Origin of the sequence: Thiobacillus sp. (assembly GCF_018780105.1) — a bacterium.
Lineage (GTDB): Bacteria > Pseudomonadota > Gammaproteobacteria > Burkholderiales > Thiobacillaceae > Thiobacillus.
The window spans coordinates 106570-133491 of sequence record NZ_JADMKC010000005.1 but is presented as its reverse complement, the minus strand read 5'-3'; the positions used below and the strand labels follow the sequence as shown (position 1 = coordinate 133491).

Annotated in this window: 33 protein-coding genes; 8 read left to right on the top strand and 25 right to left on the bottom strand. The window is 60.7% G+C overall.

Annotation, left to right across the window (positions count from 1 at the left end; all coding sequences use genetic code 11):
- Positions 1–11 precede the first annotated feature (11 nt).
- A complete protein-coding gene (locus IV098_RS04935) occupies positions 12–1886 on the top strand; it encodes a diguanylate cyclase (RefSeq protein WP_296886707.1) in 1875 nt (624 codons plus the stop codon).
- A gap of 76 nt (positions 1887–1962) precedes the next feature.
- On the opposite strand, the gene IV098_RS04930 is transcribed toward IV098_RS04935, so the two are convergent.
- The 8 genes from IV098_RS04930 to rpoE all read right to left on the bottom strand — a co-directional run bounded on the left by IV098_RS04930 (position 1963) and on the right by rpoE (position 6993).
- Complete coding sequence (locus IV098_RS04930) at positions 1963–2286, bottom strand: cytochrome c (RefSeq protein WP_296886706.1); 324 nt, start codon at positions 2284–2286, stop codon at positions 1963–1965.
- A 14-nt stretch (positions 2287–2300) separates the two neighbouring features.
- Complete coding sequence (locus tag IV098_RS04925; RefSeq protein ID WP_296887077.1) at positions 2301–2636, bottom strand: cytochrome c; 336 nt, start codon at positions 2634–2636, stop codon at positions 2301–2303.
- A gap of 138 nt (positions 2637–2774) precedes the next feature.
- Positions 2775–3053 carry a glutaredoxin family protein gene (locus IV098_RS04920; protein WP_296886705.1) on the bottom strand — a complete coding sequence of 93 codons (279 nt, stop codon included), beginning with the start codon at positions 3051–3053 and terminating at the stop codon, positions 2775–2777.
- The gene (locus IV098_RS04915) at positions 3053–4444 is read right to left on the bottom strand and encodes a DegQ family serine endoprotease (protein ID WP_296886704.1); all 1392 of its coding nucleotides are present in this window, start codon (positions 4442–4444) and stop codon (positions 3053–3055) included. Before IV098_RS04915 ends, IV098_RS04920 begins: the two co-directional genes overlap by 1 nt.
- Positions 4445–4449: 5 nt before the next feature.
- Positions 4450–4890, bottom strand: coding sequence for a SoxR reducing system RseC family protein (locus tag IV098_RS04910; RefSeq protein ID WP_296886703.1), 441 nt, complete (start codon positions 4888–4890; stop codon positions 4450–4452).
- Positions 4887–5861: a MucB/RseB C-terminal domain-containing protein gene (locus IV098_RS04905; protein WP_296886702.1), complete on the bottom strand. Its 975-nt coding sequence runs from the start codon at positions 5859–5861 to the stop codon at positions 4887–4889. The genes IV098_RS04910 and IV098_RS04905 overlap by 4 nt, the downstream gene beginning before the upstream one ends.
- Positions 5861–6394: a sigma-E factor negative regulatory protein gene (locus IV098_RS04900; RefSeq protein WP_296886701.1), complete on the bottom strand. Its 534-nt coding sequence runs from the start codon at positions 6392–6394 to the stop codon at positions 5861–5863. The genes IV098_RS04905 and IV098_RS04900 overlap by 1 nt, the downstream gene beginning before the upstream one ends.
- Positions 6395–6396: 2 nt before the next feature.
- Positions 6397–6993, bottom strand: a complete 597-nt coding sequence (gene rpoE / locus IV098_RS04895) for an RNA polymerase sigma factor RpoE (RefSeq protein WP_296886700.1) — start codon at positions 6991–6993, stop codon at positions 6397–6399.
- A 139-nt stretch (positions 6994–7132) separates the two neighbouring features.
- On the opposite strand from rpoE, the gene nadB reads away from it, so the two are divergent.
- Positions 7133–8758, top strand: a complete 1626-nt coding sequence (gene nadB, locus IV098_RS04890) for an L-aspartate oxidase (protein ID WP_296886699.1) — start codon at positions 7133–7135, stop codon at positions 8756–8758.
- Here the strand turns inward: nadB and IV098_RS04885 are convergent.
- Positions 8694–9137, bottom strand: coding sequence for a protein YgfX (locus IV098_RS04885; RefSeq protein WP_296887075.1), 444 nt, complete (start codon positions 9135–9137; stop codon positions 8694–8696). The two genes, nadB and IV098_RS04885, sit on opposite strands and share 65 nt — an antisense overlap.
- A gap of 31 nt (positions 9138–9168) precedes the next feature.
- On the opposite strand from IV098_RS04885, the gene IV098_RS04880 reads away from it, so the two are divergent.
- Genes IV098_RS04880 through IV098_RS04870 form a run of 3 tightly spaced genes read left to right on the top strand, consistent with a single transcriptional unit; the run spans position 9169 to position 10900 of the window.
- Positions 9169–10197, top strand: a complete 1029-nt coding sequence (locus tag IV098_RS04880; RefSeq protein WP_296886698.1) for a folate-binding protein — start codon at positions 9169–9171, stop codon at positions 10195–10197.
- Positions 10198–10491, top strand: a complete 294-nt coding sequence (locus IV098_RS04875; RefSeq protein WP_296886697.1) for a DUF4936 family protein — start codon at positions 10198–10200, stop codon at positions 10489–10491.
- A gap of 46 nt (positions 10492–10537) precedes the next feature.
- Positions 10538–10900 (top strand): TusE/DsrC/DsvC family sulfur relay protein, encoded by a 363-nt coding sequence (locus IV098_RS04870; protein WP_296886696.1) that lies wholly within the window; start codon positions 10538–10540, stop codon positions 10898–10900.
- A gap of 7 nt (positions 10901–10907) precedes the next feature.
- On the opposite strand, the gene alr is transcribed toward IV098_RS04870, so the two are convergent.
- The 12 genes from alr to IV098_RS04810 form a co-directional block, all read right to left on the bottom strand.
- Positions 10908–11975 (bottom strand): alanine racemase, encoded by a 1068-nt coding sequence (alr, locus tag IV098_RS04865; protein ID WP_296886695.1) that lies wholly within the window; start codon positions 11973–11975, stop codon positions 10908–10910.
- A gap of 4 nt (positions 11976–11979) precedes the next feature.
- The gene (gene dnaB / locus IV098_RS04860; RefSeq protein ID WP_296886694.1) at positions 11980–13380 is read right to left on the bottom strand and encodes a replicative DNA helicase; all 1401 of its coding nucleotides are present in this window, start codon (positions 13378–13380) and stop codon (positions 11980–11982) included.
- 118 nt (positions 13381–13498) lie between these two features.
- Complete coding sequence (rplI, locus tag IV098_RS04855; protein ID WP_296886693.1) at positions 13499–13948, bottom strand: 50S ribosomal protein L9; 450 nt, start codon at positions 13946–13948, stop codon at positions 13499–13501.
- A 10-nt stretch (positions 13949–13958) separates the two neighbouring features.
- Complete coding sequence (gene rpsR, locus IV098_RS04850) at positions 13959–14249, bottom strand: 30S ribosomal protein S18 (RefSeq protein ID WP_296886692.1); 291 nt, start codon at positions 14247–14249, stop codon at positions 13959–13961.
- A gap of 2 nt (positions 14250–14251) precedes the next feature.
- Positions 14252–14542 (bottom strand): primosomal replication protein N, encoded by a 291-nt coding sequence (gene priB, locus IV098_RS04845; protein WP_296886691.1) that lies wholly within the window; start codon positions 14540–14542, stop codon positions 14252–14254.
- Positions 14543–14546: 4 nt separating this feature from the next.
- Positions 14547–14945, bottom strand: coding sequence for a 30S ribosomal protein S6 (gene rpsF, locus IV098_RS04840; protein WP_296886690.1), 399 nt, complete (start codon positions 14943–14945; stop codon positions 14547–14549).
- Positions 14946–15080: 135 nt separating this feature from the next.
- A complete protein-coding gene (locus IV098_RS04835) occupies positions 15081–17348 on the bottom strand; it encodes an arginine/lysine/ornithine decarboxylase (protein ID WP_296886689.1) in 2268 nt (755 codons plus the stop codon).
- Between the two features lie 69 nt (positions 17349–17417).
- Positions 17418–17984, bottom strand: coding sequence for a dCTP deaminase (gene dcd, locus IV098_RS04830; protein WP_296886688.1), 567 nt, complete (start codon positions 17982–17984; stop codon positions 17418–17420).
- A complete protein-coding gene (gene apbC / locus IV098_RS04825; RefSeq protein WP_296886687.1) occupies positions 17984–19072 on the bottom strand; it encodes an iron-sulfur cluster carrier protein ApbC in 1089 nt (362 codons plus the stop codon). Before apbC ends, dcd begins: the two co-directional genes overlap by 1 nt.
- 166 nt (positions 19073–19238) lie before the next feature.
- The gene (locus IV098_RS04820; RefSeq protein WP_296886686.1) at positions 19239–19598 is read right to left on the bottom strand and encodes a hypothetical protein; all 360 of its coding nucleotides are present in this window, start codon (positions 19596–19598) and stop codon (positions 19239–19241) included.
- A gap of 21 nt (positions 19599–19619) precedes the next feature.
- Positions 19620–20174, bottom strand: a complete 555-nt coding sequence (locus tag IV098_RS04815) for an RNA pyrophosphohydrolase (RefSeq protein WP_296886685.1) — start codon at positions 20172–20174, stop codon at positions 19620–19622.
- Positions 20175–20338: 164 nt separating this feature from the next.
- A complete protein-coding gene (locus IV098_RS04810; RefSeq protein ID WP_296886684.1) occupies positions 20339–21109 on the bottom strand; it encodes a polyamine aminopropyltransferase in 771 nt (256 codons plus the stop codon).
- 87 nt (positions 21110–21196) lie between these two features.
- Here IV098_RS04810 and IV098_RS04805 point away from each other — a divergent pair, with 87 nt between their 5' ends.
- The 3 genes from IV098_RS04805 (at position 21197) to IV098_RS04795 (ending at position 24074) form a co-directional block, all read left to right on the top strand.
- On the top strand, positions 21197–22939 hold the full coding sequence (locus tag IV098_RS04805) for a proline--tRNA ligase (protein WP_296886683.1): 1743 nt from the start codon (positions 21197–21199) through the stop codon (positions 22937–22939).
- Position 22940: 1 nt separating this feature from the next.
- Complete coding sequence (locus tag IV098_RS04800) at positions 22941–23576, top strand: lytic transglycosylase domain-containing protein (RefSeq protein ID WP_296886682.1); 636 nt, start codon at positions 22941–22943, stop codon at positions 23574–23576.
- Positions 23577–23855: 279 nt separating this feature from the next.
- Positions 23856–24074 carry a hypothetical protein gene (locus IV098_RS04795; RefSeq protein ID WP_296886681.1) on the top strand — a complete coding sequence of 73 codons (219 nt, stop codon included), beginning with the start codon at positions 23856–23858 and terminating at the stop codon, positions 24072–24074.
- 45 nt (positions 24075–24119) lie between these two features.
- On the opposite strand, the gene IV098_RS04790 is transcribed toward IV098_RS04795, so the two are convergent.
- The 4 genes from IV098_RS04790 to IV098_RS04775 are packed head-to-tail and all read right to left on the bottom strand — an operon-like array spanning position 24120 to position 26919.
- Positions 24120–24635, bottom strand: coding sequence for an efflux RND transporter periplasmic adaptor subunit (locus IV098_RS04790; protein WP_296886680.1), 516 nt, complete (start codon positions 24633–24635; stop codon positions 24120–24122).
- Complete coding sequence (locus IV098_RS04785; RefSeq protein ID WP_296886679.1) at positions 24632–25897, bottom strand: TolC family protein; 1266 nt, start codon at positions 25895–25897, stop codon at positions 24632–24634. Before IV098_RS04785 ends, IV098_RS04790 begins: the two co-directional genes overlap by 4 nt.
- Positions 25897–26403 carry a thioredoxin family protein gene (locus IV098_RS04780; RefSeq protein WP_296886678.1) on the bottom strand — a complete coding sequence of 169 codons (507 nt, stop codon included), beginning with the start codon at positions 26401–26403 and terminating at the stop codon, positions 25897–25899. The genes IV098_RS04785 and IV098_RS04780 overlap by 1 nt, the downstream gene beginning before the upstream one ends.
- Positions 26404–26427: 24 nt before the next feature.
- Positions 26428–26919, bottom strand: coding sequence for a TlpA disulfide reductase family protein (locus tag IV098_RS04775; protein ID WP_296886677.1), 492 nt, complete (start codon positions 26917–26919; stop codon positions 26428–26430).
- Positions 26920–26922 lie beyond the last annotated feature (3 nt).

The following is a 26922-nucleotide window of genomic DNA, read 5'->3' as shown; positions in this document are numbered from 1 at the left end:
CAAACTGATCGATGAACACCGCTGAACAACTAAACATTAGCGGCCAGCTTCCCTCCCCCAAGGGCGTCGCGCTGGCTGTACTCGAATTATCACGTCGCGAAAACGCGACCCTGGGCGAGGTCGCTCGCGTAGTACAAACCGATCCCGCACTGTCCGGGCGCCTGATCAAGCTCGCCAACACTGCGTCGCACATCTCGCGTCCGGTGGTATCGGTGCAGGAAGCCGTCGTGCGGCAGGGCATGACCTCGGTCCGCCAGCTTGCTCTGGGGTTTTCCCTGCTCGACCAATACCGCTCCGGCATCTGCGTGGGCTTCGACTATCAGGCTTACTGGTCGCATTCCCTGTTGATGGGGCTGGCCATGCAGGCGCTCGGCGCGCGCGTGCGCTCGGCGGCCCCCGACGAATTGTTTATCTGCGGTTTGCTGGCACAGGTCGGACAACTCGCGCTGGCAACTGCCTATCCCAGTGAGTACAGCGGCGTGCTGGCTGGCTATCAGGCTGACCGGACGCAGTCATTGCTGGCGCTGGAGCATGTGCAACTGGAAACCGATCACACCGAACTGGGCGTCGTGATGATGGCCGACTGGGGCTTGCCCAAGGTCTTCACCGAACCCCTCGCACATTATGAAGACCCCGAACATGCCAGCTTCGCCAGCGACTCACGCTCAAACAGCCTGATGCTGATTTTGCGTCTATCGCATCTGCTGGCCGATTACGGGCTCGCCACCGCAGATGCGCGGCCGCATCTGGCGCAGGAATGGATCAAACAGGCCGAAGCAATTGACATCACGCCCGAAACCGCAGGCGGCTTCATCGACAAGGTGACGGCCAGCTGGCGCGAATGGGGTGAGCTGTTGAAGATTCCGACCACGGCGCTGCCGCCTTTCGAGGACATCAGCAAGGGGCAGTCCGACATCAGCGAAGAACAGTTGCCGCTGCGCATCGTGGTGGCTGACGGCAATGCCGCAAGCCGCCGCCAGATCATGAGCTTGCTGGTGGAAAACAGCGCCCATATCGTGTATCCCGCCGAAAACGGCAATGCGGCCCTCGCCCTGGCCATGGAGATTCTGCCGCACGTCATCATTGCGCAGGTCAAGCTGCCCGAGCTTGATGGCTCGGAGTTGTGCCACGCCTTGCGGGCAACGGAAGAAGGCCGCCGCATGCATATCCTGCTGATGGGTGATGAGAATGGCGAAAATCAATCGATGCGCACCTACGAATCCTGCGCGGACGGTTATCTGCCCAGCTCGGTCGATGCACAAGGACTGCGCATTCGCCTGTTCGCCGCGCAGCGCCTGCTGCAATTGCAGAACAACTGGGAAAAGGACCGCGCGCAATTGCGCCAGATTGCCGCCGAACTGGCGGTCGCCAACCGCCGCCTGGCTACCGCCGCACTGACCGATTCGCTGACCGGCTTGTCCAATCGCCGTTCGGCGATGGATCAACTGCAACAAATCTGGAGCGCGACCACCCGTTCCGGTATGCCGCTTTCACTGATCGTGCTCGATATCGATCACTTCAAACAGATCAACGATACCTACGGTCATGCCGTGGGCGATATCGTGCTACGGGAAACCGCCGAGATCCTGCGCAAGTCGGCGCGCCAGGGCGACACCGTCAGCCGCATCGGTGGCGAAGAATTCCTGGTGATCTGCCCCAACACCGACATCAAGGCAGCCACGCAAGCGGCTGAACGCCTGCGCCTCACGCTGGAGTCCAGCAAGATCATGATCGGACGGGAAAACAAGTCCATTACAGTCACCGCGAGCTTCGGTATCTCCAGCAAGCTGGCCAGCACCGCCGACATCGACGCGCTGGTCAACACCGCTGATCTCGCGCTGTATGCGGCCAAGCAGGAAGGCCGCAACCGCTTCTGCGTCCGTTAGCCCGATTCACTGACCGCTGAAAAAAAAACGGGGTGGCCATTTGTGTGGCCACCCCGTTTTTGCTTGGCCCTGCCTCTCAATATTTGAGATACAGGCCTTTTTGCTTGGAAAAATACAACGCCAGGTCCTGCATGTCGGCGTCGCTCAGGCTTTGCACCTGACCGGCCATGATGGGGTTTTTCCGTTTTCCCGCCTTGTAGGCCTTGAGCGAGTGATACAAATAGTCCCGATTCTGACCTGCCAGATTGGGGAACGAAGGCACCGTGCTCACGCCCTCCGCCCCGTGACAGGCCGCACAGGTGGTCGACTTGGCCTTGCCCGCTTCAGCATTGCCGGCAGCCTGACTCGGCAGCGAAATAACCAGCGCAAGACCTGCAAGAACGAATAAAGTACTTTTCATGGGGGTCTCCGCGATCATTTGGCTGGGCCGCTATACGACGATGCGTAATAGGCTGCAAGGTCTTCCATGTCCTGCTCGCTCAGGCTGCCCACGATGCCATCCATGCTGGGATGACTGCGCTCACCCGACTTATAACCCTTGAGGGCCGCCACGATGTACTCGGCATGCTGGCCGCCCAGCTTGGGCACGCTGTACACGCTGGGATAGGCCGTACGCCAGCCCGCGATGCCGTGGCAACCCGCGCACATCGAGGTTTTGGTTTGTCCTGCTTTGGGATCGCCTGCTGCCTGGGCCGGCAGCGCCAGGAACGTCAATACACTTGCACACAGCGTCATCGCGGTAAATTTCATCATCCTCGCTCTTTCTGGTTGGATTGCTGAACCCTGTTCCACGCAGGAGTTGTTCGCAATTATGACCCGTAGCATCTGGACAATGCGTACCCGTGAGGCAAAAAATCCTTTTATGACAATGAGTTATAACATTATTCACTAATATGCTTCTGGACCGTTTGCATCAGCCAGCCTCAAGCCGCCGAGCCACGCAGCAAAGGCAACCGCATCGAATTCGTGCCGGCAAATCTCGTTTTCGCCGTCGAACAACAACGGAACATCCCAGCCGAACCGGTCTTTCAGCGCAGGATCATCATCCACGTCCACCGCCTTGAGCTGGTGCACGCCTGCGCGTGCCCGCACCTGTTCCGCCATGTCCTCGCACAGCGGGCAGCCGGTCCGCGTGTAGAGCGTAAGTTGACGCCCAGGCCTGTCCATCAATCGGCAGATATCTTTAGCGGGACATACAGCGAGCCGTCTCCGCGTTTCACCAGAATAGCCGCAGCCTTTCCAGCCGGTACAGCTGCAATGGCTTTGCGAAAAGCCTCCACTGTTGCAACCTTGCCGTTGTTGACGGCCAGGATCACATCACCGCTGCGAATGCCCGCCCGCAAGGCATCGCCCGTCGCATCCTGCACCAGCAGTCCATAGTCAATCCCGATCTCGCGCCGCTGCTCGGCGGTCAGTTCGGCCAGCGCAAGACCGCCGCGCGAATAGGCCTTGCCGGATTTGCTGGCCACCTGCTCTTCAGCCGGCAATTCGGTCAGCACCACGTTGATGGTCTGCGCCTTGCCCTTGCGCCAGATTTCCAGCGGGATGCTGCTGCCCGGTTTGACGGTGCCGACCATGCGCGGCAAATCGCCGGAGTTTTCCACGGGTTTGCCGTTGAATTTGAGAATGACATCGGCAGCCTGCAGGCCGGCCTTGGCTGCCGGCCCATCCGGTTGCACCTGGGCGATCAACGCGCCGCGCGGGCGATCGAGACCGAACGACTCGGCCAGATCGCTGCTGACTTCCTGGATCACCACGCCCAGCCAGCCGCGCGAGACCTTGCCGCCGGACTTGAGCTGGCTCACCACTTCCATGGCGACATCGATCGGGATGGCAAAAGAAACACCCTGATAACCGCCGCTGCGGCTGTAAATCTGCGAATTGATGCCGACGACTTCACCCTTCATGTTGAACAGGGGACCGCCGGAGTTGCCAGGGTTGATCGCCACGTCGGTCTGAATATAAGGCACGTAGCTTTCCGACGGCAGCGAGCGCCCCTTGGCCGAGACGATGCCGGCAGTCACCGAATTCTCGAAACCGAAAGGCGAACCGATCGCGGCAACGGCTTCGCCGACGCGCAAGGCATCCGGATTACCGAGCTTCACGGCAGGCAGGTTTTGGGCGGTGATTTTCAGCACGGCGACATCGGTGCGCGCATCGGTTCCAATTACTTTGGCGGTGAACTTGCGCTTGTCGGTCAGTTTGACGATGACTTCGTCGGCCCCGCGCACCACATGCGCATTGGTGAGGATGGTGCCGTCGCTTCCGACGATAAAACCGGAGCCTGCGCCATGGCTGGGCGTATCCGGCATCGATCCGCCCGGCATTCCGGGCATGCCGGGGAAAAAGCGGCGGAAGAATTCCTGCATGTCTTCGTTGTTGCCAGGCATATCGGGCGACATGCCATTCGTGCTGCGCTTGGCGAGCGTCGTGGTGCTGATATTGACCACGGCCGGACCCTGCGATTCGACCAGATCAGCCACATCCATCACAGCTGCTGCCCATGCGGATGTAGACAAGGCACCCAGCATCGCGATCGTAGTCAAAACCTTCCGCATACACTCTATCCTTTCATCAAATGAATCATCTCTTCCCGCCGCAGCACAACCGGACGCGCGGCCTGACTGTTGCGCGCCCATACCCAGCTGGCTGCAGCGCCCATCAAAGCGCCAAGCAATGCGGAGCCATCACCCGGCGTGATTGCCTGCGACAGCAATGCACCGGCCAAAATCAACGCCAGGGGCTGGCCGTAGGCTCGCAGCGCAGCATTCAGCACACTGCCATTGGCGATCCCGACTACTGCACGATCACCCGGCGCCAGCGCCAGGTCGCAATCCACCCGAAACAAGCGGGGTTTGCGCTGGAACAGTTCGGCGATCCGTCGCGACGAACACCCCTGGCCCGCACAGGTTCCGCACCCCGAGGGCTCGACCGCCTGAACCCAGATACCGTCCGACGCAGTCTTGATCACCTCGACGGTTTGCTCAAGCATGGTCTGGCTCATTGTTTTTCCACCGAGTTACCGGTTTCGATCAGGGCAGCGTTCGGCACCTCGCCCAGCGTGGTCACCGAATAACCCGCCACCTCGCGCGCATACACTCCGATCGCACCCTCATCTGCCAGCCCCTGCATTTTCGGCATCTGCGGGTTGACCGGCTCGAGGAACATCGACAACACACTCAGTCCATCGGAATACACCAGATGGGTGACCGGCATCTGCTTGCCCGGCAGTGCGCGCACCGCTGCCTGCACCTGGACAAAACCGGGCGGCGGTGTAATTTTCCAATCCACACTGACAGCCTGATCGAGGCTTGCGCGCTGGATGACTTTCCCGCTTAGATCATTCTGGAAATACTGGGCGTCCGGGGCCTTGCCAATCTGGATTTCCGAGAAGACGTACATCGACACCACATTGCCATTGCCGTTCACGATGCGGGACTTGAGCGGCAAACCGGTCTGCCGGTCGAGCCAAAGGTTGTAGGCATAACGATAGCCATCACGCGGCTCCAGCAACATCACCTGGCTGGGGCGTCCCGCCACCCGCTCGGCCCCGCCCAGTTTCGCGTTGTAGTACTCCAGCAAGCCGGCGGGGTTGGCAGGCAGCAGGGCGGGAAAAAAACGGCGCGGCGCGTTGCGCTCCAGTCGAACCTGTTTGCCGCCTGGGAAATGGCAGTACACATCGTTGTTGATGCGCAAAAACTGGCGCGGAATGCCATCCAGCACCTCGACTTTCTCTTGTTCCCCTTTCGCGTCGACGCGATGCAAAACGCGCAACACTTCCATGTGTTCGCCATGGTGATAGACATACACACCACTGTAATTTTGCTGCCTGGCAGCGGCTTCTGCCCGCTTGAGCCATTCGAGTGCAACATCGGCATGCGCCGTTCCCGTCAGTGCCCACGCAGACAGCGTCAGCAGCCCCGCAAACACGACGAACCTGTTGTCGCCCAGCCAATCCACCCCAAATGTCCGCATCAACGCGGTTCCTCCGCAAGCGCGACCGTACGTTGATAGGGCGAGGCCACGGCCATCGGAGCAAACTCCTGATGCGCCACCAGATAAGGCGCCAGGCGCGCTTCATCGCGCATCTGTGCGCTGGCCTGCTCGGCCATCTGCAAATTTGGCGCCGCCGCCATCGGTGCGCTCGCCGGCGCATCCTGTTGCCAGTTACTGAGCGACACCATGCCCCACACGGCAAGCGAAGCAAACGAGGCGACGGCCACGCGTTGCGGCCACACGCTACGCCGCGGCGCGAGCACCGTCGGCTCAGTCGCCAACTGCGCAGAAAAGCGCGTCATGAAATCATCCGACAGCAGAGCTGTCCCGCGCATCAGGTCGCCAATCAGGTGATATTCGGACCAGTCCTGTCGCAAGGTTTCATCGCGTTTCAAGGCCGCGATACACGCCTCGGTTTCAGCGTCGGACGCCGCACCGTCCAGCAGCGCAGAGAGCAGCTGCTTGTCGTCGTCGATCTGGGATGAGAAATCGGGTTTACGAAGTGCTGACATGGTTACCACCTTTTATCCTGACTGGTGCCCAACATCGGGCGTATCCTGGTTGCAATCGCCTCGCGCGCACGGAAAATCCGCGAACGAACCGTGCCGATCGGGCAGTCCATCATCTGCGCGATGTCCTCGTAGCTCATGCCCTCGATCTCGCGCAGCGTAATGGCCGTACGCAGTTCCTCGGGCAAGGCGTCGACCGCTTCATTCACTGCTTGGGCGATTTGTTTGGTTTGAAGTTCCGCATCCGGTGTAGCGATTTCACGCAACAAATCGCCGTCCTCATAGTTTTCGGCATCGTCCGCCTGCACATCCGACGACACTGGCTGCTTCTTGCGTGCCACCAGATAGTTCTTGGCCGTATTGACGCCGATACGATACAGCCAGGTATAAAACGCACTCTCGCCACGAAAGCCCGGCAACGCACGATAGGCCTTGATGAAGGCCTCCTGCGTGATGTCTTCTACCTCGGCCGCATCGCGCACCATGCGCGACAGCAAACGTCCAAGCTTGCGGTGATACTTGATCACCAGCAACTCGAATGCCCGCTTGTCCCCTTGCTGGGCGCGTTCGACCAACACCTGATCCAGTTCGCGATCCGACATAACTCCCTAGCTGCTTTTATTGTGGTTGGAAGTATACGTGACCGCACATTCCGGACCTCTGAGCCTGCTGCAATGAAAAAGTTCATCCCGAACCGGGTTATTCTTGCCCGGTATGAGCCTGCTATCATCCCCCGCCACCATGCATAAATACGATGTCCTCATCCTCGGCAGCGGCCTCGCCGCGCTGACTACCGCGCTCAAGCTGGCCGATCAGCGCAGGATTGCAATCGTCACCAAGCGGCAGATGACCGACGGCGCCAGCGATTGGGCGCAGGGCGGCATCGCGGCGGCAGTCGACACCGGCGATTCGGTTGAGGCCCATGTACGTGACACCCTGATTGCAGGCGGCGGGCTGTGCGACGAGGCTGTCACCCACCGGGTGGCCAGCCAGGCGCGCGAGATGATCGCCTGGCTGACTGCCAACGGCGTCGCTTTCACCCCCGATCCGGCCACGCCGGGCGGCTTGCACCTTGCGCGCGAAGGCGGCCATTCGCAGCGCCGTGTCGTCCACGCCACCGACGCCACCGGCCATGCCGTGCAGACCAGCCTGCTCGACAAGGTACGCGCCCATCCCAACATCGACACCTTCGAACAGCACGTCGCCATCGATCTCATCAGCGGCAAGCGTGCCGGCGGCTCCGACCGGCAAATCCACGGCGCCTATGCCCTCAACAAGGACACCGGCGAAGTCGAAACCTTTGCCGCCGGCCATACCGTGCTGGCTACCGGCGGCGCCGGCAAGGTCTACCTCTACACCACCAATCCCGACACCTCGACCGGCGACGGCATTGCCATGGCCTGGCGCGCAGGTTGCCGCGTCGCCAACCTCGAATTCGTGCAGTTTCACCCCACCTGCCTGTTTCACCCGCACGCCAAGTCCTTCCTCATTACCGAAGCGGTGCGCGGCGAAGGCGGACATTTGCTGCTACCCGACGGCAGCCGCTTCATGCATCTGCATGACGAACGCGCCGAGCTCGCACCACGTGACGTGGTGGCGCGTGCGATCGACTTCGAGATGAAAAAACGCGGCCTTGACTGCGTCTACCTCGACATCAGCCACAAACCGCCTGAATTCGTGCGCGAGCATTTCCCGACGATCTACCGCCGCTGTCTCGAACTCGGCATCGACATCACCCAGCAGCCGATCCCGGTGGTGCCCGCCGCGCACTACACCTGCGGCGGCGTGGTCACCGACATCGACGCCCGCACCGACTTGTGCAACCTGCATGCGGTCGGCGAAGTCACCTTCACCGGGCTGCACGGCGCGAACCGGCTGGCGTCGAACTCGCTGCTCGAGTGTCTGGTGTTCGGCCATGCTGCGGCTGCGGACATCCTGCATACGCCGCCGGCACCTGCACTGGAACTGCCGGCATGGGATGCCTCGCGCGTCACCGACGCCGACGAGGAAGTGGTCATCTCGCATAACTGGGACGAACTGCGGCGTTTCATGTGGGACTACGTCGGCATCGTTCGCACCAACAAGCGACTGGTTCGCGCGGCCCACCGCATCCGCCTGTTGCGCGCCGAAATCGACGAGTTCTACCGCAACTTCCGCGTCACCAACGACCTGATCGAGCTGCGCAATCTGGTACAAAGCGCCGACCTCATCATTCGCTCAGCCCAGTTGCGGCAGGAAAGCCGCGGCCTGCATTTCAGCCGCGACTACCCCGACACCATGCCGGTTGCCGGCAACACCGTGCTCAACCCGCGTCCGGGGACGATGTGTCCGAGCGTGTGCGGCGTATCCAGCGCAGAGCCACTCTGAGCCGGCGCAAGTCGTCCGCCGGGGCACTGTCGGGCAACAGGGTCAGGCTGCGGCGACCTTGCCTTTCCAGGCGATAGCTCAGCACGATCAAAGCGGTTGTGGCAAAGCTGTCGCCCAGCACCTCGACAGTGCACCACGCGTCCGTATCGTCCAGCACTTGCAGCGCGCCATCCGCGGCAATCCGCAGCCGTGGCAACCACGATGCCCGCAGCCAGGCCCAGCCAGGCATGACCCCTATTCCGACCGCCAGCACCCATTGCATAGCGGCGGGCACCGCAGCGAGCGAAATGGCCAACCACGCCAGCAAGATCATGCCGGCCAGCAACAGCCCCAGCAGACGTGAGGGCTTGAGTTCAATCTCGCGCATCCGCGTGTACACTTTCAAGGGTTCAAGCTGCCGGAATAGTATCGTGATCGAATCCTGGAAATCCTTTTTGCAATCCCAAGGCGCGCTGATCGAAGCCCACAGCGTGCTGCACTTTGGCAACCCAACACGCGAACGCGCGGCGGCGACAGATGGCACCATCGTGGCGGACCTGTCGCAACTCGGCGTCATTGCCTTCAGCGGCGACGATGCGGCCACATTTCTGCAAAGCCAGCTGACCAACGACGTGCGCAGCCTGCATCCCGACAGCGCGCAATGGAACGGCTACTGCAGCCCCAAGGGGCGCCTGCTCGGCAATTTCCTGATGTGGCGGCAGGCCGGCGACTATTGTCTGCAACTATCGGGCGACATTCTCCCCAGCGTGCAGAAACGCCTCGCCATGTTCATCATGCGCGCCAAGGTGCAAGTGCGCGATGCCAGCGATGAGCGGGTACGTCTGGTGGTTGCGGGCAAGGAAGCCGTCACGGCTGTCACCGCCGCGATGGGCGCGATTCCTGAAGCAGCGATGCGCTCGCTTGCCGTTGAAGCCGGCCAGGTGATTCGGGTCGGCGAGGACAAGTTCGTGCTGTCGGTTACGCCCGAGCGCGCCGCCGACGTGTGGCAGATCCTGTGCACATCCGCCCTGCCGGTCGGCGCGCCGGTATGGGACTGGCTGCGTCTCAATGCCGGCATTCCGATGATCGTCAGCGCAACCCAGGAGCAGTTCGTGCCGCAGATGGTCAACCTCGAAGCCATTGGCGGCGTGAGTTTCCAGAAAGGCTGCTACCCCGGCCAGGAAATCGTTGCACGCAGCCAGTATCTGGGCAAGCTCAAGCGTCGCATGTTCCTGGCCCACGTCGATGCCGAAGCTGCTCCCGGCGATGCGCTTTACAGCGCCGACATCGAAGGCCAGTCCACCGGCACCGTAGCGAACGCGGCGCCGGCCCCCGGCGGTGGCTTCGATGTGCTGGTGGTCGCCCAGGTCGAGAGCGCTGCGACGCAGACCCTGCATCTGAAAGCCGCCGATGGCGCGGCCCTCACCCTCAAACCTTTGCCTTACACGCTGCCTGAGTAAGTGCGGCACGTGTATGTCTATTACCGGATCGATCCGGCGCAGGCCACACTGGCGTGCAGCCGGATCGACGCTTTGCTGGCTGCGATGGCCCCGCATTGCGGCCAGTCGCCCCAACGCATGCAGCGCTGCGACGATGCATCGACCTGGATGGAAACCTACCTGGACATTGCCGATTTGGGTGCGTTCACCGACGCCCTGAATATGTCATGCGAGGCGCTCGACTGCGCGGCTTTTGTCGCGGGGGAACGCCATCTCGAATGTTTTGCGCTCCCCGGCGATGCACTTGGAATTTAAGCGGAACCCGCTATAAAAAAGTCCCCGGTCATCCAAGGAGCACACCATGCAGGACATCAACAAACTGGTTGCGCAGGAAAACGGCGATGCCTCGATGCGCGGCCATCTCGTCGAACTGGATGCGTGGTCGGAAGAACAGGCCATCGCGCTGGCGAAGCAGGATGGCTTGGAACTCGGCGACGACCATCTGGCCATCATCCGCTATTTACGCGACTGCTACGCCGACCACGGCGGCACGATCAACGCCCGTATGCTGACGCATACGCTGGAAGAAGAATTTGCCGGATTGGGCGGCCATCGCTATCTCTACACCCTGTTCCCGCTTGGACCGGTAGCCCAGGCTTCGCACTATGCCGGCCTGCCGATCCCGCCGGGCACGCGCGACCCGTCATTCGGCACCACGCATTGAACCCGCCTCAGTCGGTTTCCTGTACGGCAACCCGGGCCGCCAGCGCACACAGCAACTCATAACTGCTGGTGTGGGCGGCAGCGGCCACCGAATCTACCGACAGCCCCTCACCCCACAGTTCGACCGGCGTTCCGACCCCGGCGTCGGGACATTCGCTCAAATCCACGCTCAGCATGTCCATCGACACCCGACCGAGCGTGCGGCTGCGACGGCCGTTGACCAGAATCGGCGTGCCGGTTGGCGCGTTGCGCGGATAGCCGTCAGCGTAGCCGCATGCCACCACCCCCACCCGCATTGCCTGCTCGGCCCGATACAACTGGCCATAGCCCACGCCTTCGCCTGGCTGCACTGTCTGCACGCTGATGATTTCAGAGTGCACGCTCATCGCTGGCCGCAAGCCCAATTGGCTGGCAGGCACCTCGGCAAAGGGCGATGCGCCATACAACATCAGTCCCGGACGCACCCAATCGCCCTGCGTGATGGGATAACGCAGCAGCGCCGCAGAATTGGCGCTGCTCCAGGGCAAGCCGTGGTCGGCCACTTCACTCAGGAACGGCTGCAATTGCCAGTCCACCCCGGCCGCTTCGTCCGCCTGCGCAAAATGGGTCATCAGGGTGACTCCGGCCACGCCGGGCAGGCTGCGTACCCGCGCAACGATGGCGGCATGATCCGCCAGCGGAAACCCGAGCCGGTGCATGCCGCTATCGAATTTGAGGAACACCTGGAGCGGGCGGGCGGGCGGCAGGCGCTGCAGCCAGTCGAGCTGTGCAACATGGTGCAGCACCGGCCACAAACCCAGCTCGGCGCAGGTCGCCACTTCGTCTGCGCCAAACAGACCTTCGAGCAGCAGGATGGGCTGCTGCACACCCATCAACCGCAGATTGGCGGCTTCTTCCAGTGTCAGTACGGCAAAGCCGTCGGCTGCAGCCAGCGCCCGCCGTGCGCGCGACAGCCCATGGCCATATGCATTCGCCTTGACCACGGCGAATACGCGCGCCGCGCCCGCGTGGTCACGCGCCACGCGCAGGTTGTGCGCCAGCGCACCTAGGGAAATACGCGCCTGGATGGGCCGCATGACGTCAGTAGGAGCCGGGCTGCGCCAGCGATTCGAAGCGCGTGTACTCGCCGATGAACGCCAGCCGTACCGTGCCGATCGGGCCGTTACGCTGTTTGCTGATGATGATCTCGGCCGTGCCCTTGTCCTGGGTGTCGGGGTTGTAGACCTCGTCGCGGTAGATGAACAGGATGACGTCGGCATCCTGCTCGATGGCGCCCGATTCGCGCAGATCCGACATCACCGGGCGTTTGTTTGGGCGCTGCTCCAGGCCCCGGTTCAACTGCGACAGCGCGATCACCGGCACCTGCAATTCCTTGGCCAGGCCTTTCAGAGCGCGCGAGATTTCGGAAATCTCGGTTGCCCTGTTCTCGCTGCCGCCGCCGCTGCCGCTGCCCGACATCAGTTGCAAATAGTCGATCACGATCAGGCCCAGCTTGCCGCACTGGCGCATCAAGCGCCGCGCACGGGCGCGCAGCTCCAGCACATTGAGCCCGGGCGTCTCGTCGATGAAGACCGGCGCCTCGTTGAGTTTTCCGAGCGCATACGTGAGCCGCTGCCAGTCGTCCTCGCCCAGTTTTCCGGTACGCAGGCGATGCTGGTCCAGTTTTCCGACCGAACCGATCATCCGCATCACCAGTTGCGCACCGCCCATTTCCATGGAGAATACCGCCACCGGCAAGCCGGTATCCAGCGCCACGTTTTCAGCAATATTGATCGAAAATGCGGTCTTGCCCATCGAGGGGCGCCCGGCGACGATCACCAGATCACCCGGCTGCAGACCCGAGGTTTTCTGGTCCAGATCGTGGAAACCGGTCGGCACGCCGGTGATGCCCGAGTCGTTGTCGCGGTGATACAGCTCGTCGATGCGCTCGACGACCTCTTTCAGCAAAGGCTTGATTTCGACAAAGCCGACCTGGCCGCGACTGCCGGACTCGGCGATCTCGAACACCTTGGCCTCGGCTTCGTCGAGCAATTGCGAGGCACTACGCCCGCCGGGCGAATAGGCGGTATCGGCAATGCCGGTCGCGACTTCGGCAAGACGACGCATCACCGAACGCTCGCGCACAATTTCGGCATAGCGGCGAATATTGGCGGCCGATGGCGTATTGCTGGCCAGCGCCACGATATAGGCAAGTCCGCCCACGCTTTCCAGCTGGCCCATTGACTGCAGCGCCTCCGCCACCGTCACCGCGTCGGCCGGTCGGTTTTCCGCAATCTGCCGCACGATCGCACGCAGGATCTGGCGATGATCCTGGCGGTACAAGTCGCTTTCCGATACCACATCGCCAATCCGGTCCCACGCGCTGTTGTCAAGCAGCAAGCCACCCAGCACGGCCTGCTCGGCTTCCAGGGAATGGGGCGGCAGGCGCATCTGCGCCAGCTGCGGATCGGAACTTGCGGATAAGGGGTAGATAGTGGCCATCGCAGAATTTTAGTCTTCGCGCCTGTGCCGACCAAGGGATAAGCCTGTGGATAAAGGCTGAACGACGCGGTATAAAAAAGGGAGCCATCGGCTCCCTTTTTCGACGTATCCGGCGTGCTTACTGCTCGCCGACCACCACTACCTTGATGCTGGCAGTCACATCGGTATGCAGCGCCAACACCACGCTGAATTCGCCGATCGACTTGAGCGGACCGTCGGGCAGGCGCACATCCGCCTTGGCAACGGTATGGCCTTGTGCTTTCAGTGCATCGGCAATGTCTGCGTTGGTAATGGAACCGAACAGACGGCCATCCACACCGGCTTTCTGGCTGATCGTAACGCTGAAGCCTTCCAGCTTCTCGCCGCGGCTTTGCGCGTCGGCAAGCTTCTCGGCAGCAACGCGCTCCAGTTCGGCTTTCTGCGCTGCAAACGCATCCATGTTGGCCTGCGTGGCACGGCGTGCACGGCCGGAGGGGATCAGGAAATTACGGGCATAGCCGTCCTTGACCTTGACCACATCGCCCAGATTGCCCAGGTTGACGACCTTATCCATCAGAATGATTTGCATGGTCGTCTCCTTAGTGCAGGTTGGTGTAAGGCATCAGCGCCAGGAAGCGCGCACGCTTGATCGCGGTGCCGAGCTGACGCTGGTAATGCGCCTTGGTGCCGGTGATACGCGCCGGGATGATGCGGCTGTTTTCAGCGATGAATTCCTTCAGCACTTCGATGTCCTTGTAGTCAACTTCAACCACCTTGTCGACGGTGAAGCGACAGAACTTGCGACGCTTGAACAGACCACGATTGCCGCTGTCGCGACCCCCTTTTTTGGCGAACTTGCCGCCTGATTTACCACCCATGGGACGTGCCATGATTATTCCTTTTCGATTCGATTCAATATCAAGATCAACTGTCGGCTGTTCACACTGCGTCGATTCAACGCGCCTTCCAGTTTGACCTGCGTACCCACGGTGAGTTGTGTGAGCTGATTTGCCAGCGATCCACTCGCCTGCACGGTCAACTCACATTCCACCTGTCTGGCTTGGTTGGCGAGGGTCTGACTGCCGCGGTGATGAACCACTGCTTCGGCAATCGGCACGCCAGCCGGGCTGTAACGCAAAGTCTCTATCTGGTTAAGCGTTCCGCTGATGACCAGCCTATTCACACATTCAGGCTTCGGCGGGCTGCTCGGCGGCAATTTCTGCCTTGGCCGATTCAGGCTTGGCGCCTTCCATCATATCGCGCGATTTTTCTTCCTTCATCATCGGCGATGCCGTGGTCTCGGCAGCTTTACGCTTGATGGTCAAATGACGCAGCACGGCATCATTGAATTTGAAGCCATGTTCGAGTTCGTCCAGGGTTTCCTGGTCGCATTCGATATTCATCAGCACGTAATGCGCCTTGTGAATTTTCTGGATCGGGTAAGCCATCTGGCGACGGCCCCAGTCTTCCAGACGATGGATGCTGCCGCCGCGCGTAGTGATATTGGCGCGATAGCGTTCGATCATGGCGGGCACCTGCTCGCTCTGATCCGGATGAACGATAAATACGATTTCATAATGCCGCATTAATATTCCTTTCGGTTAAGCCCCCCGCTGCGGTGCGGTGGAGCAAGGTTATTGGCCTGAATTGAACCAGCCAAAGTCAAAAAACAATCCCCGGCAAACCGGGGACTGCGCATATTACGCTTTTTACCTGATTAATCAAGCGCACGGCGTATCCGGAGCATCGTTGCAGATCACGCAATCGACGTAATACTTGCCTTCACCCCCGTTCTCGACCAGGCCGTGCACATCGGTCTCGAAACCCGGGAAACGCCCGTTGAAATCACGGGTAAATTGCAGATAACGCACAATGGTGGAATTGAAGCGCTCGCCCGGGATCAGCAAGGGAATGCCCGGGGGATACGGAGTCACCAGCATGGCGGTGATGCGGCCTTCGAGCTTGTCGATTTCGACGCGCTCGATCTCCCGGTGCGCCATCTTGGCAAAGGCATCAGCCGGCTTCATCGCCGGATCCATCTCGGACAGATACATTTCGGTGGTCAGGCGAGCGACGTCGTTTGCCTTGTAGACCGTATGGATCTGGTCGCACAGCTCTTTCAGGCCGGTTCGCTCATAGCGCGGGTGCTTGACGACGAACTCCGGCAGCACGCGCCACAACGGCTGGTTCTGGTCGTAATCCGACTTGAACTGCTGCAGGGCGGTCACCAGCGTGTTCCAGCGGCCTTTGGTGATGCCGATGGTGAACATGATGAAGAAAGAATACAGCCCGGTTTTTTCGACGATGACGCCGTGTTCGGCCAGGTATTTGGTCACGATCAGCGCCGGAATACCGGTGTCGGCAAACGCGCCATCCACATCCAGCCCCGGGGTAATGAGCGTGGCCTTGATCGGGTCGAGCATGTTGAAGCCGGGCGCGATATCGCCGAACTCGTGCCAGCGGTCGTTGGCGGTGAGCACCCAGTCGTCACGCTCGCCGATGCCTTCCTCGGCAAAGTCGTTCGGACCCCACACCTGGAACCACCAGGAGTCGCCGAATTCGCCATCGACCTTGCGCATGGCGCGGCGGAAATCGAGCGCCTCCTTGATCGATTCCTCGACCAGCGCCGTGCCGCCGGGCGGCTCCATCATCGCCGCCGCAATGTCACACGAGGCGATGATCGCGTACTGTGGACTGGTCGACATGTGCATCAGATAGGCTTCGTTGAAGCGATGAAAGTCGAGTTTGCGGTTCTGCGCATCCTGCACCAGGATTTGCGAAGCCTGGCTCAAGCCGGCCAGCAGCTTGTGGGTCGACTGGGTGGCGAACACCAGCGCATTTTCGGCACGCGGCCGATCCTTGCCGATGGCGTGCATGCCGCGATAAAAATCGTGGAAGGTTGCATGCGGCAGCCAGGCTTCGTCGAAATGCAGGGTATCGACGGTGTCGCCAAGCAATTCCTTGATCATGTCGACGTTGTACAGGATGCCATCGTAGGTCGACTGCGTAATCGTCAGAATGCGCGGACCGCCCTTTGCATGTTTGGCGAAGGGGTGCGCGGCGATCTTCTTCGCAATGTTCTCCGGACGGAACTCCTCCATCGGAATCGGCCCGATGATGCCGTAGTGGTTACGCGTCGGTGTCAGGAAAATCGGGATCGCGGCGCACATGATGATCGCGTGCAGGATCGATTTGTGGCAGTTGCGGTCGACCACCACGATGTCGCCTGCCGCAATGTTGGCGTGCCACACCATCTTGTTCGACGACGAAGTGCCATTGGTCACGAAAAACAGATGGTCGCAGTTGAAAATCCGCGCCGCATTGCGCTCGGAAGCCGCCACCGGACCGGTGTGGTCGAGCAGTTGTCCAAGCTCATCCACTGCATTGCAGACGTCGGCACGCAGCAGGTTCTCGCCAAAAAACTGGTGGAACATCTGGCCGATCGGCGACTTCAGGAACGCCACTCCGCCCGAGTGGCCGGGACAGTGCCAGGAATACGAGCCATCGGCAGCATAGTGGGTCAGCGCACGGAAAAACGGCGGCACCAGCGAGTCAAGATAGGTGCGCGCTTCACGCAGGATATAGCGCGCAAGAAACTCCGGTGTGTCTTCCAGCATGTGGATGAAGCCGTTGAGTTCACGCAGGATGTCGTTGGGAATGTGGCGCGCGGTGCGGGTTTCGCCATGCAGGAAAATCGGGATTTCGGCATTGCGGAAGCGCACTTCCTCAACGAATGCGCGCAACTTCTGCAGCGCAGCCTGGGCGTCTTCCGCGCTCCCCGCAAGCTCCTCGTCGTCAATTGACAGTACAAATGCAGAGGCGCGGGCCTGCTGCTGCGCGAACGAAGTCAGGTCGCCATAATTGGTGACGCCCAGCACTTCGATGCCTTCTTTCTCAATGGCATCAGCCAGCGCGCGAATACCCAGACCCGAGGCATTCTCGGAACGAAAATCTTCGTCAATGATGACGACGGGAAAACGAAAGCGCATGGCGTAACCCTTGTAAGGCCGAAAGAAAAGCGCGGATTGTACGGCCTGAAGGTTAAATCTTTGCCGGCTTCAGATTTTGGGCAGAGTGACGCCCATCTGGCCCTGGTATTTCCCGCCACGATCCTTGTACGAGGTTTCGCATATCTCGTCGGATTCCAGGAACAGCATCTGCGCCACGCCCTCGTTGGCGTAGATGCGTGCAGGCAGCGGCGTGGTGTTGGAAAACTCCAGCGTCACGTGGCCTTCCCACTCGGGTTCGAGCGGCGTCACGTTGACGATGATGCCGCAACGCGCATAAGTGCTCTTGCCCAGACAGATCGTCAGTACGCTGCGCGGAATGCGGAAATATTCCACGGTACGCGCAAGCGCGAACGAGTTCGGCGGGATGATGCAGGACTCGCCCTTGACCTCGACGAAGGAATTCGGATCGAACGCCTTGGGATCGACGATCGTGCTGTTGATGTTGGTGAACAGCTTGAATTCATCTGCACAGCGCACGTCGTAGCCATAGCTGGACGTGCCGTAGGAAACTATCGAGCGGCCGCCGACCGCTTTGACTTGACCGGGTTCAAAAGGCTCGATCATGCCGTGATCCGTCGCCATGCGACGTATCCAGCGGTCGGACTTGATGCTCATCAGGTATTGGAAATGACGATGTTGGGGAACTTGGCGGAGTGATCCACAGCGGTTTCGCCGATTTTCACCGCCACACGACGCGCGATCTGCTTGTAGATTTCAGTGACGCGGCCATCCGGATCCGACACCACGGAAGGCTTGCCGGAATCGGTATCGGCACGGATTGCACCATCAAGCGGCAGGGCACCGAGGAACTCGACGCTATAGTCCTTGCACATGCGCTCGCCGCCGCCTTCGCCGAAGATGCGTTCTTCGTTGCCGCACTTGGAACAGATGTGCAGGCTCATGTTCTCCACCACGCCGATGATCGGAATACCGACTTTCTCGAACATTTTCAGACCCTTGCGCGCATCGATCAAAGCGATGTCCTGCGGCGTGGTGACGATCACCGCGCCGGTCACCGGTACGCGCTGAGCCAGGGTCAGCTGGATGTCGCCGGTGCCGGGCGGTAGATCGACCACCAGATAATCAAGATCTTTCCAGTTGGTGTTGTTGAGCAACTGTTCCAGCGCCTGGGTGACCATCGGGCCACGCCACACCATCGGGGTTTCGACATCGATCAGGAAACCGATCGACATCGCCTGAATGCCGTGGCCAACCAGCGGGTCGAGATTCTTGCCGTCGGTCGACTCAGGCTTGTCGGTGATGCCGAGCATGGTCGGCTGCGACGGGCCATAAATATCGGCATCCAGCATGCCGACGCTCGCGCCTTCGGCTGCGAGCGCCAAGGCCAGGTTGACGGCCGTAGTCGACTTGCCGACGCCACCCTTGCCGGACGCGACTGCAATGATGTTCTTCACGTTGGGAATCAACTTCACGCCGCGCTGGACGCTGTGCGACACGATCTTGAAGCTGACGTTGGCGGTTGCGCTGGTCACGCCTTCGATGGCCTTGATGCCGTCTTCGACTTGCTGCTTGATGCTGCCCAGCTGGCTCTGCGCGGGGTAGCTCAGCAGGATATCAAGCGAAACGGCGCCGCCGTCGATCTTGATGTTGCGGGCCGATTTGGTCGAGACGTAATCCTTATGGGTATTGGGATCAATCAAGGCTTGCAGTGCGGTGTGCACCTGAGTTTCGGTAACGGCCATATTTGCTCCAGCGGGTTGTTTATAAGTAATCGCGCATTTTAACGAAATCCGTCGAATTAGGTAGGACTCAATTTCAGAGGTTCGTAGGAAATGCGCGGGATTCCATGCCGTTTGCATGGACATTCGCGGTTTTTGTCGAGTTGGGAAGCGACGCGCCGGGATCGACTCAGCGAGGTTCGACGTAATGAGCGACAAGCACAGCTTCGGGGACATTCAGACGAATTGCTGCTGCCAGTTCGCTGATCGCGCCGTGCCGCGGGCGTAGCGATACCCACAACAAATTCAATTTCAGATTAAGGTCGGCAAACACCACATCCTGATGCCGGCTCAAAATCGACTGAATCCGCAACGAAACCCGTTCGATCTCGATGGGCGGGCGGCTGCGCAAGCGCGGAATCAGCATCATGAAATCGGTCAGGCGCTGTCCGTTGCTGTCACGGGTAGGCGCGACTTGCCACAAAGGCAATCCGGGCTCGGTTTCCGGATTGACGGTCAATGTGGTTGACGCATAGGCACAGATCTTCATCACGCCTCCGCAATCGGGGAGTCAGGGCTTGAGCTGCAAATCCAGTGCTACGCCACGTCGATCGCCCGGACGGCGTGGATGCTGTGGACGCAAATGGCGCACATCCTTATGCAGGAAGCGTTCCAGCTCTTCCAGCGCGAGCCGATAGACCTCCCGCTTGAAGTCGACCACGGCATCCGTCGGAACCCAGTACTCGTTCCAGCGCCAGGCGTCGAACTCGGGATGGCTGCTGGCACGCAGCGCCACATCGCAATCGCGTCCGGTCAAGCGCAACAGAAACCATATCTGCTTCTGACCACGATACAGACCGCGATTGTCACGTCGGGTCCAATGCGCGGGCACGTCGTAACGCAACCACTCACGTGTACGTCCCAAAATACGGACGTGTTTGGGCAACAGCCCTACTTCTTCCTGCAACTCCCGGAACATGGCCTGTTCCGGCGTTTCTCCGGCGTTGATGCCGCCTTGGGGAAACTGCCAGGCGTGCTGATTAACGCGCTTGCCCCAGAAAACCTGGTTATTCGCATTGCACAGGACAATGCCTACGTTCGGGCGGTAACCTTCTCGGTCGATCATGGCCGCCACCATCTGTAAAGTTTGATTAGCTGCATTCTTTCACACCCACCGGAAATTGCAAACCGGACGCGGCGCGAAAAACGCCCTTAAGCATTGTTTATATTGAACTAAATGTTGGCAACCCAATTGACTGGGCAATGTTCGTGCGAATGCGCTTGGGATCGTCAATCCAGCAAAGGTGCAATCCCCGCCGCCCACTGAAAATCCCGCGCAAAACCGCGCAAGTCCAGACCGTATCGCGTCGACAGTTCGGCCAGCCGCGGGCGGGCGGTGTCGAGCCGCGCCATCGCACCCGGCTCGGAAAAGGCATACACGATGATGTTGGTCTTGTTCTGTACCGAAAGCCAGCCCACTTCGCCGTCGAACGCGCGCGTCAGCCGCGCAAAGTATTCGGCAAAATCACCGTCGCGCCCCCACAGATTCACCACCAGCACCCCGCCGGGGTGCAATGCGCGGCGGCAGGCCGCATAGAACGTTTGCGTCGCCAGCGCCTCGACCTGATTGCCCGAATCGAAGCCGTCAAGCAGGATGATGTCGGCGCTGCTGGCGTGCTGGCGCATGTAGAGCGCACCATCCGCCTCCACCACGGTCAGCGTCTCATCGTCCGGCGGCACCTCGAAATGCGCGCGGGCAGCTGCAATCACCCGGGGATCGATTTCCACCGCGGTGATATGGGTCTGCGGGCGCTGCTTGCGGATGAACTTGGCGAGCGAACCGCCGCCGAGGCCGATCATCAACACGTCTTGCGGCGTCGAATTGAACATCAGGAAGCCCATCATCGCGCGGGTATAGGCCAACTCCAGATCCCACGGCCGAGTGATCCGCATCGCACTCTGGATCGCGCGGCTCCCCAGATGCAGCACGCGCATGCCGCGTTCCTCGGTCACCTCCAGCCCGGCGTCGTCTGCCCGGCGTTTGCCTATTTTCAAGCGCATGGCCATTCCATCCCCAAAATCGAGCGCGGAAGATTACACGTCCGCGCGGTAAAATGCCGCCCTTCGTGTTTTTGCCCTGTTTCCACCATGCGCGCCAGCCAGTTTTTCATTTCCACCACCAAAGAAGCCCCTTCCGAAGCTGAACTGATCAGCCACAAACTGATGCTGCGCGCCGGGCTCATCAAACGTCTCGGTTCCGGTCTGTACACCTGGATGCCGCTGGGCTTGCGCGTGCTGCGGCGGGTGGAGGCGGTGGTGCGCGAGGAAATGAACCGCGCCGGCGCGATCGAACTGCTGATGCCCGCAGTTCAACCGGCCGAATTATGGGAAGAAACGGGCCGCTGGGCGGTGTTTGGCCCGCAGATGCTGAAAATCAAGGATCGCCACGAGCGGGATTTCTGTTTCGGCCCCACCCATGAAGAAGTCATCACCGACGTTGCACGCCGCGAAATCAAGAGCTACCGACAACTGCCGGTCAGCTTCTACCAGATCCAGATGAAGTTCCGCGACGAGATCCGCCCGCGCTTCGGCGTCATGCGCGCGCGCGAATTCCTGATGAAGGACGCCTATTCCTTCCACGCCAGCCGCGACAGCCTGATCGACACCTACCAGACCATGTACGCCGCCTACACCCGCGTATTTACCCGGCTGGGCCTGTCTTTCCGCGCAGTGGCGGCCGACACCGGCGCCATCGGCGGCTCTGGTTCACATGAGTTTCATGTTCTGGCCGATTCCGGCGAAGACCTGATCGCCTATTGCCCCGAATCCGACTTCGCCGCCAACGTCGAACTGGCCGAGGCGCTTGCACCCATCGCGCCGCGCGCCGCGCCGCAGGAAACGCTGCGCGAAGTGGACACGCCCAAGCAGACCACCTGCGAAGACGTCGCCGCCCTGCTCGACATCCCGCTCGCCCGCACCGTCAAGCTCATCGCCGGAATGGTCAACAACGGCGCCGGTGACAAAATGGTGATCCTGCTGCTGCGCGGCGACCACATGCTGAACGAAGTCAAACTCGGCAAGCTGGAAGGCATGGCCGAATTCCGTCTGGCAAGCGAGGCAGAAATCCGTGCGGCCTTCGATTGCCCGCCGGGGTTCCTGGGACCGGTCGGAATTGATCGCGCGAACATCCACGTCATTGCCGACCGCACAGTCGCAGCAATGAGCGATTTCGTGTGCGGCGCAAACAAACCCAAATTCCACCTGGCCGGGGTTAATTTCGGGCGCGACCTGATGGAACCCGATTTTGTAGCCGATATAAGGAATGTTGTCCCGGGCGACGCCAGCCCGGATGGCAAAGGCACGCTGCAACTGTGCCGCGGCATCGAGGTCGGCCACGTGTTCCAGCTCGGCAACAAATATTCGCAGGCAATGAACGCCACCTACCTGGACGAAGAAGGCAAGTCGCAGGCGATGGAAATGGGCTGCTACGGCATTGGTGTCTCGCGCATCGTGGCCTCGGCCATCGAACAGCACCACGACGAGCGCGGCATCATCTGGCCGACGAGCATGGCACCGTTCTTGCTGGTGATTGTGGCTATCGGCCTCGGCAAGAGCGAGCTGGTTAAAAACGCCGCCGATACCTTGTATGCTGATTTGACGGCTGCCGGATTCGACGTCCTGCTGGACGACCGCGACGAACGGCCGGGCGTGATGTTCGCCGATGCCGAACTGATCGGTATTCCGCACCGCGTTACGATCGGCGAACGCGGCCTGAAAGACGGCGTGATCGAGTATCAACCACGCCGGCCGGAGGCTGGCGAAAGTGGCGAAGCGCAAAAAATTGCGCTCGCCGATGCGAAAGATTTTTTGACAGGATTGTTGAAACGCTGACATGCACAAAACCAAGCACATCGGACTGCTGCTCGCCGCCCTGCTGCTGAGCCTGCCCGCCCATGCGGGCGGTCAGCGCGAGGAGGCGTTGTCGGCCAATGTGCGCGCATCCCTGCAGCGCGGCCTGGCCGATACCCCCATCACCCGCACTGCTTTTACCCATGCTGCGGACGAAAACGCCTGGTTGAAGGAAATGTCGCGCCGCCTGGCCAAGCGCATGCCGGACGAAGCCGAGCGCCTTGAGTTTCTCACCACCCTGCACTGGGAGGCCTCGCGTGCCGGGGTCGACCCGCAATTGCTGCTCGGGCTGATCCAGGTCGAGAGCGGCTTCCGCAAATACGCCGTATCGCCGGTCGGCGCCCGCGGCTACACCCAGGTGATGCCGTTCTGGGTCAAGGCCATCGGCAACCCCGATCACAACTTGTTCCAGCTGCGCACCAACCTGCGTTACGGCGCGCTGATCCTGCGTCATTACATCGACATCGAGCGCGGCGATCTGTATCGCGCACTGGGCCGTTTCAATGGCAGCCTGGGGCGTCCGGAATATCCCAATCTGGTGGTGGGCGCCTGGAAACGCCATTGGGACTACGTCCCCAGCACCCGTTCAGCCGAGCGCTCCACCGCCTCACGCAGCTGATCCCGCAGCACGCGCGCGTGTCGCCATCCGGCACAGCGCGTATCGTTACGGCTCACGTATCCGCTCCACCGTCACACAAATCACGCCTGCCGGCCTGTCGGTTTTTCAACTTTCTGCCAGCCCTTCGGCGCAACGGCGAAGGCCTTCAGTCTTCCCGCCTCCGGGAAACAAACACAAAACCGTTAACAATCAATCAGATGCACATCACACCCTGATTGGCACGGGCTATGCAAGGGAGTGGGCACAGGGCAAACCCTGCTCACTTTCAAGGAGACGACCATGGAAATGATGATGCAATTGAGCCGCACCGAAAAAGGCCAGGACGAAATATTCAATCTGGGTCACACCCTGCGCCCGCGGTTTCGCCAGATTCTTTTCAGCATCGGCGGCGGCATTTCATTCGGCGAACTATGTCGCAAAATGCCCAACTGCGCCGAGCTGGAAAACATGGTGAACGACCTGCTGCAAAACGGCTTTATCCAGGCACTGCGCAACTAGCCGCCTGGCGGGCGCCTTACCGCCCGGAAAATCGCCGCCGCGCCCTTATTGCGGCGAAAACACGATCAGGGGTTTGGGTTGACATTCCGCTGTCACCACCGTCCCCGGACCGCCCGGCACCGCCTTCACCACCCCATCGAAGGGCGCTTTGAGCACGGCATCCTGCAGGTTCTTTTGCGCAATCGCGCTGCGCGCCTTCGCAACGCCAAGCGTCGCTTGCGCCCGCGCATCCGCCAGCATGGCCGCATCGAGTTCGCTGGTCGATGACACCGTGCGCTTGTACAACTCCTGCGCCCGCTCCCGCTCACGCCTGGCCTCGCCGGCATCCGCCCGCGCCCGCGCCAGTTCAGCCGTTGCCTCGGCCAGCTGCGCCTGCAGGATCGTCCGTTCCAGCCGCAACAGCGCCGTTCCCTTCTTTACCTGCTGACCGGGCTTGACCCACACGGTCTCGACCACACCGGATACCCGGGTGCTGAGTTCGACCGGATCAGCCGCCCACAAGGGGCTGCCTGCTGCCCCCAGACATCCCGTCAACATCATGGCGGCCATACGCTGCATCATTTCGCTGCTCCCTCAAGCGACGGCAGACTACCGCCAGACATGGCTTCCAGTCGCGCCAGCGCCAGGGCCAATTGATACTCCACCTGCTTGCGGCGCAAAGCCGCTACTTGCGTATCCGCCATGCTGGTACCCAGGTTGGTTTTCAATTCGAGTTCGTATTCGGCGCGCGAACGCTCCAGCGCCCAGTCGCGGTATTCGATCTGCTTGTCTGCTGCAACACGGCCGCTGCTGCGCAGCCATTCGATTTCCTGCAGGGTGAGCAGCAGGCTGTCGGCCAGTTCGAGCTTGAGCTTTTCCAGTTCAGCAGCGCTCCGCTCCTTCTGCGCCATCTCGCGCGCTACCAATGCATCCACGCGTCCACCCTGATACAAAGGGATCAGAAACACCACGCCCGCGCTGATGTTGTCGCGCGTGTTGGAAATACGGCTGAAGTCGGCACCCACCACTTCGGCATCCAGCATCGGATTCGCTTCGGCACGCATGGCGGCGATGCGCGCGTCGGCCGCAGCAAGTTTCGACTGCAAAACCTGCACGCGCGGATTCTTTTCCATGACCCAGGGCAGCAGGGATTCGTATTCCGCAACCGGACTGGCATTCGACGGCAAGTCCGGCTCGGCGAGTTCGGTCGGCAGGTTGCCGGGGCGGTACATGGCATGCGCCAGCTTCTGCCGGCTGCTGCGCACCTGTTTCAGGCTGGCCTCGCGGCGCTCGCGACTATTCTGGAAATCGGCTTCCAGCTTGACCAGCTCCGGCTGGCTGATTTTCCCCACTTTGAAGCGATCCTGCGCGTTCTCCCAGGACACATACGCCACCGCCATGAATTCGTTGTCGGCGGCGTACTGCATGTCGGCCAGCAGCACATCGAAAAAGCGCGCCATGATGTCGATGCGGCGCAGGCTCTGCACATGGAACAAGGCCGTCTGACTCGCGGCGACATTCTGGTCGGCCGCCGCCACGGCCTGACTGCTGCGTCCGAAATCGAACAGCGGCTTGCGCGCGACGATGCGCCCCAGATTGTTGGCACGCCAGCCGCCGAATTCGCCCTCGCCGCCGGCCAGGGTGCCATCGAGAAACAGACGGAAATCCTGGATGCTGGCCATCTGGTCGCGATCGGCGCGCGCCAGTGCCAGATCGCTCTCCGCGATCTGGCGGTCGGGATGGGGCGCCGCCACCGTGGCCAGGGCTTCTTCCAGCGTCAGCGGCTCAGCCGAAGCGGAAGCGAGCCATGTCCACGCCAGCAATGCGACCCAGACTTCACGCATTATTTTCCTTGCTTGTATTGAGTGAACGTCCGGGTCGCATACGCCCCATCGCTGACATAGCGGCCAAGCAATAAAAACTCGGCCTTGTCTTTGGTCGGGCCGGTAAACCGCGTCACCAGTTTACCGTCGAGATTGAAGAACAGCAGCGTCGGCGTGGCACGCACCCGGTTTTCCAGCGCAAAGGCCTTCTCGGTGGTTTCCCGACCCTGGAAATCGGTCAGCGCGGAATCGCCGTTGACGTCGATGGTGTAAACCAGAAACGCTGCGCGATACGCATCCTGTGCGTCGGTCTGATTGAGGATGGTGGATTTCATGCGGGCGCAGAAGGGGCAGTCATCCATCTCGAAAAACAGGAAGACGCCTTTTTTGCCCTGCGCTTTGGCGGTCGCCAGTTCAGCCTTGAGATCGCCGAAATTCGACTGGAAAAAATGCGTTCCGGGATCGCGCGTTTCTGCCCAGGCAGGTGCAGTAAACAGCAGCAGAAGTGCAATCAGGATATGGCGCATATCGTGTCTCTCGTTTACAGCTGATTATTTTTTGCTGACTTTTTTCTGGTCGGCAAGAAAGGATTCCACCGACTCGCGCGTGATGGCACCCACCTGCTGGGCCACCATCTTGCCTTCCGGATTGAACAGATAGGTGGTGGGCAAGCCCTGTACCGGGCCGATCTGGTTGGTGATTTTAGGGCTGCCCAGCACGATCGGATAGCTGACCAGCAGCCCATCGGCAAATTCCGTCACCTGTTTGGCGCTGCGGTAATCCAGCGCGATCCCCAGTACCACCAGGTTGTTCTTCTTGTTTTCGTGCAGGGCAATCAAATCGGGGATTTCCTCCAGGCAAGGCGGGCACCAGGTCGCCCAGTAATTGACCAGCACCCATTTGCCCTTGTAACCCGAAAGCGAATGCGTCTTGCCGTTGGTATCGGTCATCCTGAAATCCGCCTGCGCCCAGGATGCAGTCAGCGCCAGCAGCAGTGCGGCCAGCCACATCGGATAAAATCGCTTTCTTTGTAAGTTCTGCATTGG